This window comes from Euzebya tangerina, from assembly GCF_003074135.1.
In the GTDB taxonomy this organism is placed as follows: domain Bacteria; phylum Actinomycetota; class Nitriliruptoria; order Euzebyales; family Euzebyaceae; genus Euzebya; species Euzebya tangerina.
Map to the genome: position 1 here is coordinate 2,602,658 of NZ_PPDK01000001.1, position 15,076 is coordinate 2,617,733.

Here is a 15,076-nt window from a genome sequence, read left to right on the forward strand (position 1 = left end):
AGTGGCCCGTCTCTCCGTCATCGTCACCAGTTACAACATCGAGGCGTATCTCGAGCAGTGCTTGGAGTCCATCCTCGCGCAGACCCTCGAGGATCTGGAGATCATCGTCGTCGATGACGGATCGAGCGATGACTCGCCCGCAATCATCCGGCGCTTCGCTGATCGCGACGATCGAGTTGTACCGCTGCTGCTCGAGGAGAACAGCGTGGGTGGTGTGGCGACGGCTGCCAACGCGGGACTCGACATCGCCACCGCTCCCTACGTTGGCTTCGCCGACGGCGACGACGTCTACGACGTGCGGATGTTCGAGCAGCTGCTGCAGGCCGCGGAGGCCGAGGACGCGGACCTCGCCATGTGCCAGTACGTGCTCCTCGATGACAGCGACGGGTCGATTGCCCAGCCCGCAGACTCCCGCCGTTGGGATGATCTGGCCAGGGGGACCTACGCGCTGGACGTCGACCGGAGCAAGCAGATCCTCCGCTTCATCGCCGTTCCCTGGCGCAAGATCTACCGACGGAGCCTGCTGGAAGAGAACTCGATCCGGTTCCCCGTGGGCGACTACTTCTACGAGGACAACCCCTTTCACTGGTTCAGTGTCCTCTCAGCGAACTCCATCGCCGTGGTGCCAGAGGTGCTGTGCCAGCACCGGGTCGCCCGGGTCGGTCAGACGATGGGAACCGCTGACGAGCGCCTGTTCAAGATCTTCCTCCACCACGCCACCATCTTGGAATGGCTGCAGCAACGCGGTCTGGCCGAGGAGTACCAGACGACGTTGTTGGCCTGGGCGATGTCGCAGATGGAGTGGATCTCCAGGCGGACCCCGGAAGAACTCCACCAGCGGCTGTACGACGTCCTGCGAGCCGTCTTCGCAGCCCACGACGATGCCACGGCCGAGCACGCGTTGGTGGAGGGATCCAAGGGCGCCTACGCACGTCGTCTCACCTCGGCGCTGATGGCAGACGACTACGCGGCCTTCAAGGCCGCGCTCGGTCGTGATGATGCCAACGCGTCTCTGGTCGACAAGGCACTGCACCACGTGCGAAGTGCCGGGGTCGTCGAGACCTCACGGATCGCGGGCCGGTTTGCGTACTACCACGGGCGCCGGCGTGGGCGTCGAGTGATGAACGCTGCACGTCGGCTGCTCGCCGGGGTCCGTCGCGGCTCCAGCGCGGGAGCGGTCACCCGGGACGACCTCATGTTCGGCCTCATGATCGTCGAACAGCGGCTGGGATCCATCGAGGAGGAACTGGCTCGTCAGCGTCGAGACACCTCGGGTGAGGGCACGTGAGGTGGACCGCGGCAATCGGGCGACCCGCTCCCGAGCGGATGAGGTCGTCGTGAGCGCCTCGACGGAGTCGGCGCCCGCCCGACTGGAGCCAGCCGTGCCTGAGCACCTGGTGCCGTCCGCCGATCCGGTGACGGCATCGGATGACGCAGAGCTGCGCCGACTCGGTGAGCGACTGTCGTTGCGGCGCTACCTCGCCGAGGTCTGGTCGTTCAGGGAGTTCGCAGCGATCGGACCCGTGGCACAGATGCGCGCCGAGAGTTCCGAGACACGGCTCGGGACGGCATGGAATCTCATCAACCCGCTGCTGCTCGTCGCGGTGTACTACCTGATCTTCCAGGTGATCCTCGGCATCGAGGAACGGCGTGGCGTGAGCAACTACCTGCCGTTCCTCACGGTCGGCATCCTCGCCTACAACTTCCTGCGGCGCAGCACGCAGAGCGGCTCGAAGTCCATCATCAAGGGTCGCAAGATGATGCAGTCGATCTACTTCCCTCGGGTCATCCTGCCGATGAGCGCAACGGTGACGCAACTGCTGTCCTACTTCTGGTCGATCGGTGCGATGGTCATCCTGCTGCCCATCATGGGGGTCCGCCCAAGTCGAATGCTCCTGCTGTTCCCGGTGGCCCTGATCCTGCAGCTGGTGATGAACTTCGGACTCTCGTTCCTCGCGGCTCGGCTCACCTTTCACTTCAGGGACTTCGAGAACCTGCTCCCGTTCCTGCTGCGCGTGGGAACCTACATCTCCGGTGTGCTCATCCCGATCAATCCCGACATCATCAGCAACGATCTGCTGCGCGGCGCACTCCGCGTGCTGCCGACATCGGCGATCGTGGACGTCGTGCGCCAGACGCTGCTCGACGACTACGCCTTCGACCCCGTTTCGTGGATCCTCGCCGGCGTCTGGTCGGTGGTGCTGATGACCGTCGGCTTCTGGTGGTTCACGCGCGCTGAGAACGAGTACGGCCGTGTCTGAACCCACCGCCGCCGGTCCATTGGACGTGGACGCGCACCCAGTCGGTCCCCGCGACCTCAACGGCGATGCCGATCGCAGCCACGGTCAGCGGCCGGCCGTCTCCGTCGAGCACGTCGACGTCCGGTACCAGGTCTATGCGGAGAAGCGTCGAAGTCTGCGGCGCCTGTTGGCCGGCGACGCGCGCCAACGGCAGCAGCGCGAGATCCACGCGGTGCGAGACGTCTCATTCATGGTGCAGTCGGGCGAGGCCATCGGCGTGCTCGGTCACAACGGCTCCGGCAAGTCGACACTCCTGCGTGCGATCGGCGGGCTGATGCCCGTCTCCGGCGGCGCGGTTCGGGTCCGGTCCTTGCCCGTGCTGCTCGGGGTGAAGGCCGCGCTCGAGGGCGATCTGTCAGCCCGGGCGAACGTGATCCTCGGGGGATTGGCTCTGCAGATACCGCGCAAGGTGCTGCAGGAGAACATGGACGACATCATCGAGTTCGCTGGGGTCGAGGAGCACGCGGACATTCCGCTGCGTGCCTTCTCTTCTGGAATGAAGGCCCGCTTGCAGTTCGCGATCTCCACCGTGGTCTCACCCGAGATACTGCTCATCGACGAGGCACTCTCGGTTGGGGATGCCGAGTTCAAGGCCAAGTCGGACGACCGAATCCGCGAGATGATGGCGGACGCGAGCACGGTCTTCCTGGTGTCGCACTCGCCGAAGAACATCACCGACATCTGTAGTCGTGCCATCTGGTTGGACCAGGGTCGGCTGATCGCCGACGGTCCGGCGGAAGACGTCGTCGAGGCGTACCAGGACCACGTGGAGGAACTCCGCAGACGCCGCCGCCAGCGCAAGCGGGCCCAGCAGAACAGCGCCCGCACACCGGTGTCAGGCTGAGTCCACGCGCATGACCTGCGCCAGCGTCGAGCGATTGCGGTCCCATCCCAGCTCGGGACGGAGTTCCAAGCAGGCGGCGACGCACTGCGCATGCCGCTCATCGTCTCGGGCCAGCGTTCGGACCGCGGCAGCCAGGGCCTCAGGATCATCGACCGGAACCGCCAACCCGACACCGTGGTCCCGGACCAAGTCGCGTTGTTGCCCGAGATCTGTGACCACGACCGGGACGCCGGAGGCTATCGACTCGATGACCTTCAACGGGCTGGCCATCTCGGCCTCGGTCCGCTTCGGGCTGAGCGTCACCCGTGCGCGGCGGAGCAGCTCGGCTAGCTCGACCTGAGGCAGCGGCCCCAGCAGTCGGACGGACGGTGGGGCGTCGCTGCGGATCATCCGGGTGAGCGGGCCATCGCCGACGACGAGCAGATCGAGATCGTCCGGCCAGGCCGGGGAGCGGACGGCCCGGATGAGGACATCAAGGCCCTGCCACGTCGTCAGGGCGCCGAAGAAGAGGGCGTACTCGGGACGGTCATCACGCCCTTCGGCCGGTGCCGGCCTGAATATGGAGAGATCGGCCCCATTCGGCATGATCGTGGGCTTCACTCCCACCTGCCGGTGGATGGCCTCGGCCATGACTCGGCTCACGACGATCACGTGGTCCGCCGTCCGCAGTTGATATGCGCTGCAAGCCGAGAGGAGACCGAGGAGTGGTCGCAGCCACCGGTGGACGGCCGCGAAGTCGGTCACCTCCCCGTTGACCTCCTCGACCCGATGGACGTCGCAGGCCGCGGCAACCAACGAGATCGGCGCTCCCAGGGGGTGGTGGCGCACGTAGGCCGCGTCAACGGTGCGAAGCTGCCAGCAGGCGCTCACCAGGGTCACGACAATGCCGAGCAGTCGGGAGATCGGTCCGCGACTGGCCGGCGGCGCGACGGCCACGACCTCGAACCCGAGTGCCCGCAACTCCTTGCGGACCTCCATGACGTGAGTGCGGGAACCTTGACCGGCGTCAAGTCCTTGGAGGGTGACGTGCAGGACGCGTGGCTGTTCCATCACCGGGGCTGGCGGCCGAGGGCAGGACTCACCGAGGGCCGAGCCACGTTGACAGATCCCTCTCGATGAGCTCTTCCAGCCGCTCGACATCGTCTTGGTACAGAGCGCGCAACTCACGAGCCAGTCGCTGGCTCAGGCGTGGCATCTGATCCCACCCTCGCCGCTGCTGCTTGCTCTTCAGACGCTTGTCGTTCGTCCGGAAGTCGAGCTGATCGGGCGGGACTGTGGAGGGAACCTCGAGGAAGCCCAAGACATCCTCGAATAGGGCCACCGGGTCGTCCGAGAGGTCATCGTGCAGCACGACCTTGATGTCGCAGAAGCGTTGTCGCCAGTGGTCCAGAGCGGCGCCGTATCGACCGAGCGTCACCATGCCGAAGTCGTCGGAGAGCTCGTCGATCTGTGGGGTGTAGCTCCGACGTCCTCGCATGATGTGGTGGGTGTAGGCGGACAGATACCGCTCAACGGGATCACGCAAGATGATCAGGATTCGCGGGTCGCCCAAGATCGCCTGGACGTTCTCCGCGACATCGATGTGCGGCTTGGGAACGCGGAAGTAGTGCGGCGTGGATTCCAGGTAGTACTCGACACCATCGGTGGCGGGGAAGTGTTCCCGGTACTTCTCCTGCTCATCGACGTCATGGCAGGCGGGTCTGTTGAAGAACTCCAGCTCCTTGGGCTCGGATGCGTAGATGTGCGGCGAGAGCGAGAGCGCTTGATGCAGCCACGTGGTGCCGCACTTCTGGCCGCCGGCGATCAGGAGGTTAGGAAAGGGCATTGGTCGCAGGGAGGCCGGACGTGTGGGAGGTGACTTCAAGACCGTGCCGCCGGCATCGCATCACAGTTGGTCCATGATTCCGTGACGGACGGTCTGCGCCGGTGTCTCCGCCAGCGCAAGGATATCGACGCTCAGCAGTGGGAACCCGCTGGCGTGGTCCTCCGGCGAGTTGGTCAGGACGGCAACCTCGATCATCCCGCTGTCTGCAGCTGCCGCCAGGTCACTGGAGAGGTCCGTGATCGCCCGCGCGTCCAGCAGCATGCCGTGACCCAGGTGCAGCTGATGGCCCAGCCACATCATCAGCTCGCCGGTGACGAGGCCGGGAGTCGAGCTCTGCTCCTGCTGACGCTTGGCAAGTCGCACGTGCCGCAGGAAGCGCTCCATCCACTCGGAGTCAGGTTGAACGATCCCGACAGACGCCAGGGCCTCGGACAGGGGCTGCCAGGCCGGCGCCAGGTCCTCGGCCACCACCAGCAGGGCCGGTCCAGCAACGACCGTGGACGATGTCGTCATCGGTCCGTCCGCTCGACGCAGTAGACCTGTCGACGTCCGTCGGTGAGGGAGGAGACGATGACCCGGTCTCCGGCCCGGTTCGGAACAGGATGCAGATCGCACCGGTACAGCCCTCGGGAGGGGTTGTGGAAGGGGAATCTGGCCACCTGCACCGCCTTGCCTGAGGACAGGTCCAGTCGATGCAACGTCACGGTTTCCCGGTAGGGCTCGTCGTAGATGAACACGGACGGGTCCTCACTCAGGTGACGCAGGTGGACGTTGCGGTCGAAGTGCCCGTCTCCGAGAGACCGTGGCGTCTCGTCGGCAAGATCTCTCACCACTCGTACGTCCTTCGCCGCCGCATCCCAGTAGTAGAGCTCCTCCGCCGTCCACCACATCACGTGCGAGGTGGCGGTCGCCAGCAGATGTGGGGAGGCGTCCTCGCCCTCCACATCCATGGTGACGCTCACCCCCTGATGGTCGCTCCAGGGGCCATCAGGATGTCGCCACCGCAGCTTGCAGGTCAGCCGCCGGTCGTCGGGCGAGAGCTTCACGTGATTGAACCAGAAGTGGAAGCGCTCGGTCCGGAGCTCCTCGCTGAGTGTGGGGTCTCGACGGTGGAGTTGGGCGATGACCGCCTCGACGGCCTGGCTGATCGACAGGATCAGATGCTGCTCACCCGTCGAGAGATCCACACGCCAGACGCCGTCGTCGTCGGGTGCCCGCACCAGGTCGCGACGTCGCGCCGACGCGTAGCCGTAGCCGGGCCGGAGGCCGTCAAGTCGCTGCAGGTCGACCGAGGTGCCCCAGCGACCGTTGCGGGCCAGGGCGTAGATGGGTCTGGCGAGCCGCTTGCCCCTCGTCCCGTCCTGGAGGTCGATGATCCGCGCCCCCAGCCCGTCGCCCTCCCGAACGTTGAAGATGACCTGATCGCGGCCCGGGATCCACTGGGCCATCGGCCCCTGCTGCCAACTCCACGCGGTCGTCTCCGCCAGTGGCTCGAAGCCGCCACGGTCGACGTCGACCACGCCGACCCGCACCCGATGCTCGGGCGTGATCTCGGTGCTGTGATGGGTCAACTCCATGGCGACCAGTCGAGACTCGTCCTGGTTGAGCACGGGGATGTCGTAGTAGCAGTGCATGTGACCGATGCCGATACCGGTGCCGGCGGTGAGTTGCCGAACGGACCAACCCTCCCTGGCTGCAGCCCCGTCCCTGCGTTGCCGACGACCGTGGTTGAGGACCGGTCTGATCGCGCGACGGTAGGCCCGTAGGTCCTCGGCATGTGCGGCCCAGTCCGTCGGCGCGGGATCGACCCGGGGCTGGAAGAGGCCGGGCGGCACCTTCCACCCGTTGGACTCGAACTGCTCGTGAAGGGCCAGGGAGTACCGTGCCGCGCCGCGTGACTGGTCTCCCCGGGCGATCCGGTCTTCCAGGTCACGTCGGAACCCCGCATGCCACTTGAAGTGAGCGCTGTAGATCGGGAACGTGAACCGGAAGTGGCTGTCCCGGATGCGGGGGAAGTTGCGAAGGTGCGTTCCGTGCAAGGTGGCCAGGCGGTTGTTCAGCACGTGCGTCCACCGTCGACGGACCTGCTCGGAGAAGGCCTGATGTCGCAGCAGACGTCGAGGCGTGCACCCCTCCTGCTCGGCGATCTCCTGCAGCCACTCCTTGGTGAAGTCCAGGCTGACGCCGTGACCACCGGGGCTCGGCAGGACACACGCCGCGTGCAGGATGAGGTTGCACGTGCCAGCCCCCTCGGCGAGATCGACGTCCTGCGGCAATCGGGTCATCAGGTCGCCCTCCCGCGGGAACTGCTCGAACGGGCTGATGTGAGGCGTGAGCTCGGGCAGGGAGCCATCGGCGGTCAGCCGATCGATCATCGGGCCCTGAACGCCCAGGAACCCGTTGTCGCGAAGGAACTCGACCACTGGTTCGATACCGTCGGGGAAGATGTTGAACTCGTCGACGTCGGCATTGACGATCCAGCCGGCCAGGCCCACCATCGCTCGTTGCAGGTCTCGTCGGCGACGCCACATCTCGGCACTGTGGTACGGGCCCACCCACACGTGCTCCGCCGAGACGCCCCGCTCAGCCAGGAGTTCGGTGGCACGGACCAGTCCCTCACTCTCCGCATCCGAGGTGTTGAGGATCACGTGCATGTTGGCGGGTTCGATCCCGAGCGACTGGTAGTGGTCGATGAACGGGCCGAGGAGTTCGGTGCTGTTGTCGACCCCGACGCAGCTGAGCAAGCTGACCTCTCGGTCCACGTCGCGAGGGCGTGGACGCTCGGTCCTCGCGTACGCGGCGAGGTGAGGCGACCGGGCGATCAGATCGTCGACAGTCCCAACCTGCGCCGCCGTCCACGCCACACGGTCGCTCGTCCTGTTGGCCCGCGGTTGGACCAGTTCGCTGACCTCGTCGACCAGGGCCTCGGAGGCGTCGAGGCCGAGTTCGTCGTAGATCCGTCGAACGGTGTCGGCAGGGTGGTTGATCAGCTCCTCGTGCGACACCACCAGCGTCTCGACCTCCCCGCTGAGCGTCGTCACGCCGTCGCTCAATCGACGGTAGTCGCTGATCATCTCCTCCGACACCTGAGACGGCAGGTCACCGTGACGGTTGTCCCCTGTCTTGATGCGCAGTTGGTCATAGCGCCGGGACTTGCGCAACGTCATCGTCGCGACGTTGTCGAAGGGGTCGCGCGTGACCACGACGAACACGATCCGGCGATCACCAACTCGACGGCGCAGCCGGTCCAGCAGCGACGGATCCTCCAAGACGTGCCGAACCGACCAGTCACCCTTCTTGTCACCGACCACTCGGAGTCGGCTGGCAGAACCTGTACCGGCGATCCGGTACCGGTACCCGTTCCACCACTGCCCGTTCTCGCGGAAGGCCTGCGCGTTGTCGTGAATGAGCGCGACGATCTCCGGCCAGCGAAGACCGTGGCGAACGAGCCCGAGCAGGTCGAGCTCATGGCTGACACGGCCAGCTGGATGGGCATCGATGATTGCGCCAACCAGCGAGTGGCCCGACCGGGGGTAGCCGGCAAAGAGCACGACGGTATCGGCCTCCAGCATCGCCGGAACGTGGTGCAGGTTCTTCGCCGCGGTCCATCGCAGCTCCCGGAGGCTCACCGATCGGTGACGCCGCGACTCCTTCCCGTCGAAGACCGGCACCGAGTGGACCGTGTGGCCCGCCAGCATGATCGTCACCGTCGACGGGAGGTGCTCGGCGGAGAGTCTCTTCGCGGCTGACAGGCCCCGACGAAGCACTGAGTTGAGGGTGGAGACGATGGGCACGTGTCACGCCTTGCTACATACGGTCGTCGGATCGGTCACTGCACGCTACCGCGGTCGCGGAGGGGCGCGCGGAGACCTCCCACCCGACCGGACAAGCCATGGACGGGCTGCTGCGCGGTGTGCGGTGCTAGCGTCACCCGAGACCTGGTTGCTGAAAGGACCTCGTGATGGCTCTCCCGCTACCTCCGCCGGAGATCCGGATGAACTCCGTGAATCAGCGCGACGACGACCGGTACCGCAGGGCCGCACGTCTTCTCGCATCGGCCCTCGGCGACGTCCTCGCGGTGGAGCGGTACTCCAAGAAGGTCCGTCGGCTCCCCGAGTGGACGGACATGAAGATCCTCGACCACGGATTCGGGACGGCACGACTCCTGTGTGGGCTCGAGCTTCTGGACCGTCTGCCGCACCGGTACTTCGGCCTCGACGTCCAACCGCAGCTGGTCGAGTGGGGACGGGCGGCGCTGCAGCCCACGGGATTCTGCGACTTCGAGCTCGTCGACATGCACAACCGGCGCTACAACCGGGACGGCACCCGTCAGCCCGTCGAGATCGTCCCCGACCGCTTCACCGGTGTTGACCTGATCGTCTCCCGCTCGATCTTCACGCACATGACCGCGCCGGACATCCGCCTGTGCCTGGGGGAGTTCCAACGGGCGCTTGCGCAGGGCGGACGCGTCTACGTCACGGTCAACGTCAAGAACGGCGTCCCTGCTTGGGTCGACAACCCCGAGAAGCCGGATGCGCCGCCGCTGCTCAAGACGGAGTTGAACAAGAGCTACTTCGAGTACATGGTCGAAGATGCCGGCTTCCGGACCTCGGTGTTCGTCGAGAGCATCGAGAACCAGTGCGTCTACGTGTTGCGCAAGGAGTAGGCCGACCGAGCGAACGCCCACGCTGCCCCGGGGCGTGGCGGCCGGTTGCTCCGCTACCGTGGCACCCATGAAGGTGCTCGTCGCCGGTGGAGCCGGCTACATCGGGTCAGTGACCGCCGTCCGCTTCGCTGAGGAGGGCCATGAGGTCGTGGTCCTGGACGATCTGCGCAACGGCCACGCCGACGCTGCCGGCGACCTGCCGCTCGTCGACCTGCCGATCAGCCGGGCCGGCGAGGTCCTCGATGAGACCTTCGACCTCGTCGTCCACCTGGCCGCCGATGCCCTGGTCGGCGAGTCCGTCGAGCAGCCGGAGAAGTACTGGGCCAACAACCTGGGGGAGGGGCTGGCACTCCTGGACGCGATGCGAGCTCACGGCGTCGGCAAGATCATCTTCTCCTCCACCTGCGCCACGTATGGCCAGCCGGAGACCCTCCCGATCACCGAGGACACCCCCACCCGGCCGGTCAACGCCTACGGGATGACCAAGCTGGCGTTCGATCACGCCCTCTCCAGCTACGCCGTCGCCCACGACCTGGCCGCGGTGAGCTTCCGCTACTTCAACGTGGTCGGTGCCTACGCCGGCCGGACGGAACGACACGAGGTCGAGACCCACCTCGTCCCCAACCTCCTGAAGGGCGCCGCCGGTCAGACCTTCACCATCTTCGGGACCGACTTCCCGACGCCCGACGGCACCGCCATCCGCGACTACGTCCACGTGGTGGACCTCGCCGACGCCCACCTCGCGGCGCTGGCTGTGCTCGAGCCCGGTGTCCACCACATCATCAACCTCGGCAGCGGCGGCGGCTACAGCGTCCGTGAGGTGCTGGACGCCGTGCAGGAGGTCACCGGTCACACCATCGCGGTCGAAGAGGCGCCGCCCCGACCAGGTGACCCGGCCGAGCTGGTCGCCGACGCCAGCAAGGCCAAGACCCTCATCGGTTGGGAGCCGACCCGCTCACTCAAGCAGGCGATCGCCGACGCGTGGGAGGCGCGCGACGCCTGATCAGGCCCCGCTCAACGGGCTCCATCCCAGCCCACGGTCGCGTCGGGGATCTCTCGGCCCATCCAGTCGCGGATCAACTGGTACGCCACCGACAGCGGTGGCGGCAGCGCGACGTCACCCGACGCGATCGCGCCGGCCAGGTCGTCCCGGCTGAACCAGGCTGCCTCGGCGATCTCTTCCTCCTCGAGCGTCAGGTCGGTTGTGATCGCAGTCGCTGAGAACGCCAACATCAGCGAGGAGGGGAAGGGCCAGGCCTGGGACTTGAGGTAGGAGACATCGCCGAGCTTGACGCCGACCTCCTCAGCCACCTCACGACGGACAGCGGCTTCCAGCGGCTCGCCGGGATCGACGAACCCGGCCAGGATCGAGAACCGGCCGACCATCCACGATGGCTGCCGGGCCAGCAGCACACGATCGTCGACGTCGGTGACTCGCATGATCACGGCCGGCTCGATGCGCGGGAACTCCTGGTGGCCGTTCTCGCAGCGCAGCACGCGACCATCCCGGTCCGCCTCCAACGTCCGCCCACACCGGGGACAGAACCGCGTCCGCGCCCACCACTGGCCCAGGGCCACCGCCGGCAGCAGGGCGTGGGCGTCTCCACGCTCGAACAGCACACCTCGTGGGTGGGCGAAGTCCAGTTCAGTTCCGAGGTCCGCGGGTCCGGCGATTCCGACGGATCGAACCGACTCACCCGCGTCGGCACTCGGCCCACGTCCGTTGCCATCCCACGAACCGTCGACCACGTGGACGTGACCGTCGGTGAGCCGGGTGAGGACAGTCCGGGACGCCGGGCTGCTCACGACACCCGCCTGGCTGCCTGCGCCTGCCAGCGGTCCGGGACCGATGCGAGGTCCTCCTTGTCGACGGCCTCGGCACCGAGCGGTTTCACCTGCGCCGCAACCTCGGGATCGATGTGGGCGGTCAGCATCAGCAGGGCGGTCTGCTGGTCGACCGCAGCAGCGGCCCGGAGCACGTCGACCCCGGAAACGGTGCCTGGCATGCGGTTGTCGCTCACGACGAGGGCGAAGGGTGGCGTCTCCGACGTGATGCGTGCGATCGCCTTCTCGCCATCGCCCACCTGCACCACCACGGCCCCGCTCGCTTCCAGGTGGTGGGCCAACAGGAATCGCATGGCCTCGTCGTCATCGACGACCAGGCAGCGTCGGCCTGCCGAGCTGGCGTCGGCCGTCACGGCGTGCGGCTACCCGTCGGGTCAGATGCGTGCATTCGCACGAGCAGTCTAGGGGAGGTGCCCATTCGGCCCATCGCGGCTCACCCAGCCGTGCTGTCCGCCCCGACGCGGTGACTACACTCAGCGCCCATGTCGCCGATCAGGTCCCTCCGCACGCTGGTGCTCGCCCTCCTCCTGGTGGTCGTGTGCTTGGCCGGGGCGGCCTCCGCGGCGACCCAGATCTCGCTGACCGGCGACTCCGTGGAGCCCGATCCGGCCGCGGCTGTGGTGGGGGAGCCGGTCATGTTCAGCAACGACAGCGATGCTGCCATTCGTCTGATCGATGATGAGGGGCGATGGGACTCTGGTGAGTTGCCGCCTGGCGGGACGTTCCAGATCACGTTCAACGAGGAGGGCGTGATCCGCTTCTCCAGCCAGGACGGCTCCCTGACCGGGTCGGTGGAGGTGACGGCCGCCGGTGACGACGACGGGGACCAGACCTCTGAGGCTGCCGTCGAGCAGCCGACGGCGCTGGCTGACACCGGCATCTCGGCAGCCCTGATCGCCGCTGGCGGCGTGGGTGCGCTGGTAATCGGGATCCTCCTGCTCGTGCGGACCCGCAAGCAGTAGACGTACCGTCTGGGCCATGACCCAGCTATCGCCCATCTTCGACCCCAACGCCTGGACCGAGGTCCCCGGGTTCGACCTCACCGACATCACCTACCACCGCGCCGTCGAGGCCGGCGTGGTCCGGATCGCCTTCGATCGGCCGGAGGTCCGCAACGCCTTCCGGCCGAACACGGTGGACGAGTTGTATCGGGTGCTCGACCACGCCCGGATGTCCTCCGACGTGGGCTGTGTGCTGCTGACGGGCAACGGGCCGTCGGCGAAGGACGGGGGATGGGCGTTCTGCTCCGGCGGGGACCAGCGGATCCGCGGCAAGGACGGGTACCGCTACGCCGAGGGTGAGACGGCGGACACCATCGACCCGGCCCGGTCGGGACGGCTGCACATCCTCGAGGTCCAGCGGCTGATCCGGACCATGCCGAAGGTCGTGATCTGTGTCGTCAACGGCTGGGCGGCGGGTGGGGGCCACTCCTTGCACGTCGTCTGCGACCTGACGTTGGCCAGTCGCGAGCACGCCCGGTTCAAGCAGACCGACGCCGACGTGGCCAGCTTCGACGGCGGCTTCGGCTCCGCCTACCTGGCCAAGCAGGTGGGGCAGAAGTTCGCGCGGGAGATCTTCTTCCTCGGGCAGGCGTACTCCGCGGAGGAGATGTTCGCCATGGGGGCGGTCAATCGGGTGGTGGATCACGAGGACCTCGAGCGGGTGGCCCTGGAGTGGGGTCGGACGATCTGTGGCAAGTCGCCGACGGCGCAACGGATGCTGAAGTTCGCCTTCAACCTGACCGACGACGGCCTCGTGGGTCAGCAGGTCTTCGCGGGGGAGGCGACCCGGCTGGCGTACGCCACCGAGGAGGCGGCCGAGGGCAGGGACTCCTTCCTCGAGAAGCGGGAGCCCGACTGGTCGGACTACCCGTACCACTACTAGCTGGCGCGCTTCCCGCGGTCGGTGACTCCTAGCAGGTGCGCGGTGTACCGAGAGTCTGACGATCCGACCACAGACGGGTTCAGCAGGCGCAGGCGGCGGTGATCGCGTCCAGGACAGCCAGAGCCTCAGCCGAACCGAGGCGTGTGGGATCCCCTGCGGGCACCGCGCTGGCGTCCAGTGCCCCGATCGACTGCTTGGCCTGCAGGACCCGCGTGACTGCCTCGTCCAGACGCTCCTGGGTGATCCTCCCATCTTGCACGGCGGCCAGGACCGTGTTCCACGCCAACGGGAGGTCGACCGGAAGCAGGATCATGTCGATCCCGGCGTTGATCGCATCGACGGCCAAGGTCCCGGAGTCCCCGAAGCCCTGCAGGGCTCCCATGTTCATGGCGTCGGTGACCACCAGGCGGTCGAAGCCCAGCTCCTCCCGAAGTGTCGAGATGATCGGCCCGGAGATCGTGGCCGGTACCCCGGTCGGGTCGATGGCTGGGACGGCCAGATGGCCGACCATGACGCTGACCGGGTCCAGCGACGCCGCCTCGGCAAAGGGTGGGAAGTCGACGCTGTCCAGCGTCGCGCGATCCTGATCGAGTGTCGGCAGCGAGTTGTGGCTGTCGACCTGGGTGTCGCCGTGACCCGGGAAGTGCTTGAGCGTCGGGAGGACCCCTGCGGCGGCCAGGCCCTCGGCGGTTGCGCGCACGAAGGGGAGGGTCCCCGTGGCCGTGGCACCGAAGGCGCGATCACCGATGACGGGATTGGCGGGGTCGACGTTGACGTCGGCCACCGGCGCGTAGACCCAGTTGACCCCGACGGCAAGCGCTTCGGAGCCCGTCACCGCTCCCGCCTGCCGTGCCAGGTCCGTGTCGCCGGTGCTCGCGATGTCCCGGGCGGAGGGGAAGACGACGGCCGGCTCCCGCAGCCGGACCACCGGGCCGCCCTCCTGGTCGGTCCCGATCAACAGGCCGATGCCGCTATCGGCTGCGGCGGCCGACTGCAGCCCCGCTGACAGGGCTGCAGTCCGGGTGAGGTCGGCCACGTTGGAGGTGCCCGGGCCCTGGTCGTGGTCGAAGTAGGCGACCCCTCCAAGGTGATACCGCGCAACCACCTCAGCGGGGCTGGCGACGCCGTACAGGGCGAGGTTGGAGGTCTGGGCGCTCTGGCTTGGCTGGGTGGCATCGTCGCCGATGACGGGCACGGTGAACAGCTGCCCGACCTTCTGCTCCAGCGTCATCGCCTGCACGATCGCGGCGACGTCCTGGCTCGGATCGACCGGCTCTGCCGTGCCCGTGGCCGGAGCGTCGGGTGGTGTGGCCGGCCCCGTCTGACCGACCTCGTCGAGTGGGTCGCCGTCGGTTGGGTCGCCGTCGGTTGGGTCGCCGTCGGTCGGGTCGCCGTCGGTCGGGTCGCCGTTCGTCGGATCAGCCGAGTCCGGTGGTAGGGCCGTCGCCTGCGGGTCGATGTCCACCCACGCTTCGGTGCCGACTGAGACCAGGTCCTCGTCTGAGCTTTGCTCTCCACCTGCGCTACACGCCGCCGCAGGCAGTACGAGCACGACCAGGAGGGCAACGAGCCGGGGGAGGGGAGACGTCACAGGTCCAGTATTGGTCGGTCGCCCGAGAGGTGCCTGGGAGGCGGTACCACTGGAGCAACATGGTGCAGATGGCCCTCACCGTCGAGGCCAGGTGCACCATGTCACACAGTGGCCGCACCCG

At 67.3% G+C, this 15,076-nt stretch carries 14 protein-coding genes; 7 read left to right on the forward strand and 7 right to left on the reverse strand.

Translation table 11 applies throughout. From position 1 onward, the window contains the following. The first annotated feature begins 1 nt into the window (after position 1). The 3 genes from C1746_RS12000 to C1746_RS12010 are packed head-to-tail and all read left to right on the forward strand — an operon-like array spanning position 2 to position 3,144. Positions 2–1,288: a glycosyltransferase family 2 protein gene (locus C1746_RS12000; protein WP_116714800.1), complete on the forward strand. Its 1,287-nt coding sequence runs from the start codon at positions 2–4 to the stop codon at positions 1,286–1,288. A gap of 49 nt (positions 1,289–1,337) precedes the next feature. Next, positions 1,338–2,261, forward strand: coding sequence for an ABC transporter permease (locus C1746_RS12005; protein ID WP_162867669.1), 924 nt, complete (start codon positions 1,338–1,340; stop codon positions 2,259–2,261). Next, positions 2,254–3,144, forward strand: coding sequence for an ABC transporter ATP-binding protein (locus C1746_RS12010; RefSeq protein ID WP_205711828.1), 891 nt, complete (start codon positions 2,254–2,256; stop codon positions 3,142–3,144). Before C1746_RS12005 ends, C1746_RS12010 begins: the two co-directional genes overlap by 8 nt. Here C1746_RS12010 and C1746_RS12015 read toward each other — a convergent pair. Genes C1746_RS12015 through C1746_RS12030 form a run of 4 tightly spaced genes read right to left on the reverse strand, consistent with a single transcriptional unit; the run spans position 3,136 to position 8,763 of the window. Next, complete coding sequence (locus C1746_RS12015) at positions 3,136–4,194, reverse strand: glycosyltransferase family 4 protein (RefSeq protein ID WP_162867670.1); 1,059 nt, start codon at positions 4,192–4,194, stop codon at positions 3,136–3,138. The two genes, C1746_RS12010 and C1746_RS12015, sit on opposite strands and share 9 nt — an antisense overlap. Before the next feature lie 28 nt (positions 4,195–4,222). Further along, positions 4,223–4,969, reverse strand: a complete 747-nt coding sequence (locus tag C1746_RS12020; RefSeq protein WP_116714803.1) for a sulfotransferase family protein — start codon at positions 4,967–4,969, stop codon at positions 4,223–4,225. A 60-nt stretch (positions 4,970–5,029) separates the two neighbouring features. Further along, positions 5,030–5,482 carry a hypothetical protein gene (locus C1746_RS12025; protein WP_116714804.1) on the reverse strand — a complete coding sequence of 151 codons (453 nt, stop codon included), beginning with the start codon at positions 5,480–5,482 and terminating at the stop codon, positions 5,030–5,032. Further along, positions 5,479–8,763 carry a sulfotransferase gene (locus C1746_RS12030; protein WP_116714805.1) on the reverse strand — a complete coding sequence of 1,095 codons (3,285 nt, stop codon included), beginning with the start codon at positions 8,761–8,763 and terminating at the stop codon, positions 5,479–5,481. The genes C1746_RS12025 and C1746_RS12030 overlap by 4 nt, the downstream gene beginning before the upstream one ends. Before the next feature lie 200 nt (positions 8,764–8,963). Here C1746_RS12030 and C1746_RS12035 point away from each other — a divergent pair, with 200 nt between their 5' ends. After that, a complete protein-coding gene (locus tag C1746_RS12035; protein ID WP_162867671.1) occupies positions 8,964–9,635 on the forward strand; it encodes a class I SAM-dependent methyltransferase in 672 nt (223 codons plus the stop codon). 67 nt (positions 9,636–9,702) lie between these two features. Further along, positions 9,703–10,638 carry a UDP-glucose 4-epimerase GalE gene (gene galE, locus C1746_RS12040; RefSeq protein WP_116714807.1) on the forward strand — a complete coding sequence of 312 codons (936 nt, stop codon included), beginning with the start codon at positions 9,703–9,705 and terminating at the stop codon, positions 10,636–10,638. Positions 10,639–10,649: 11 nt separating this feature from the next. Here the strand turns inward: galE and nudC are convergent, their stop codons facing one another. Beyond that, positions 10,650–11,441: an NAD(+) diphosphatase gene (nudC, locus tag C1746_RS12045; protein ID WP_162867672.1), complete on the reverse strand. Its 792-nt coding sequence runs from the start codon at positions 11,439–11,441 to the stop codon at positions 10,650–10,652. After that, a complete protein-coding gene (locus C1746_RS12050; protein WP_116714809.1) occupies positions 11,438–11,833 on the reverse strand; it encodes a response regulator in 396 nt (131 codons plus the stop codon). Before C1746_RS12050 ends, nudC begins: the two co-directional genes overlap by 4 nt. Before the next feature lie 129 nt (positions 11,834–11,962). Between C1746_RS12050 and C1746_RS12055 the strand changes: the two genes are divergently transcribed. Together C1746_RS12055 and C1746_RS12060 are read left to right on the forward strand one after the other, a co-directional pair. Then, on the forward strand, positions 11,963–12,442 hold the full coding sequence (locus C1746_RS12055; RefSeq protein WP_116714810.1) for a cupredoxin domain-containing protein: 480 nt from the start codon (positions 11,963–11,965) through the stop codon (positions 12,440–12,442). A 16-nt stretch (positions 12,443–12,458) separates the two neighbouring features. After that, positions 12,459–13,364: a 1,4-dihydroxy-2-naphthoyl-CoA synthase gene (locus tag C1746_RS12060; RefSeq protein ID WP_116714811.1), complete on the forward strand. Its 906-nt coding sequence runs from the start codon at positions 12,459–12,461 to the stop codon at positions 13,362–13,364. A gap of 79 nt (positions 13,365–13,443) precedes the next feature. Here C1746_RS12060 and C1746_RS12065 read toward each other — a convergent pair whose 3' ends face one another. Beyond that, the gene (locus C1746_RS12065) at positions 13,444–14,829 is read right to left on the reverse strand and encodes a glycoside hydrolase family 3 protein (protein WP_116714812.1); all 1,386 of its coding nucleotides are present in this window, start codon (positions 14,827–14,829) and stop codon (positions 13,444–13,446) included. Positions 14,830–15,076: the final 247 nt, after the last annotated feature.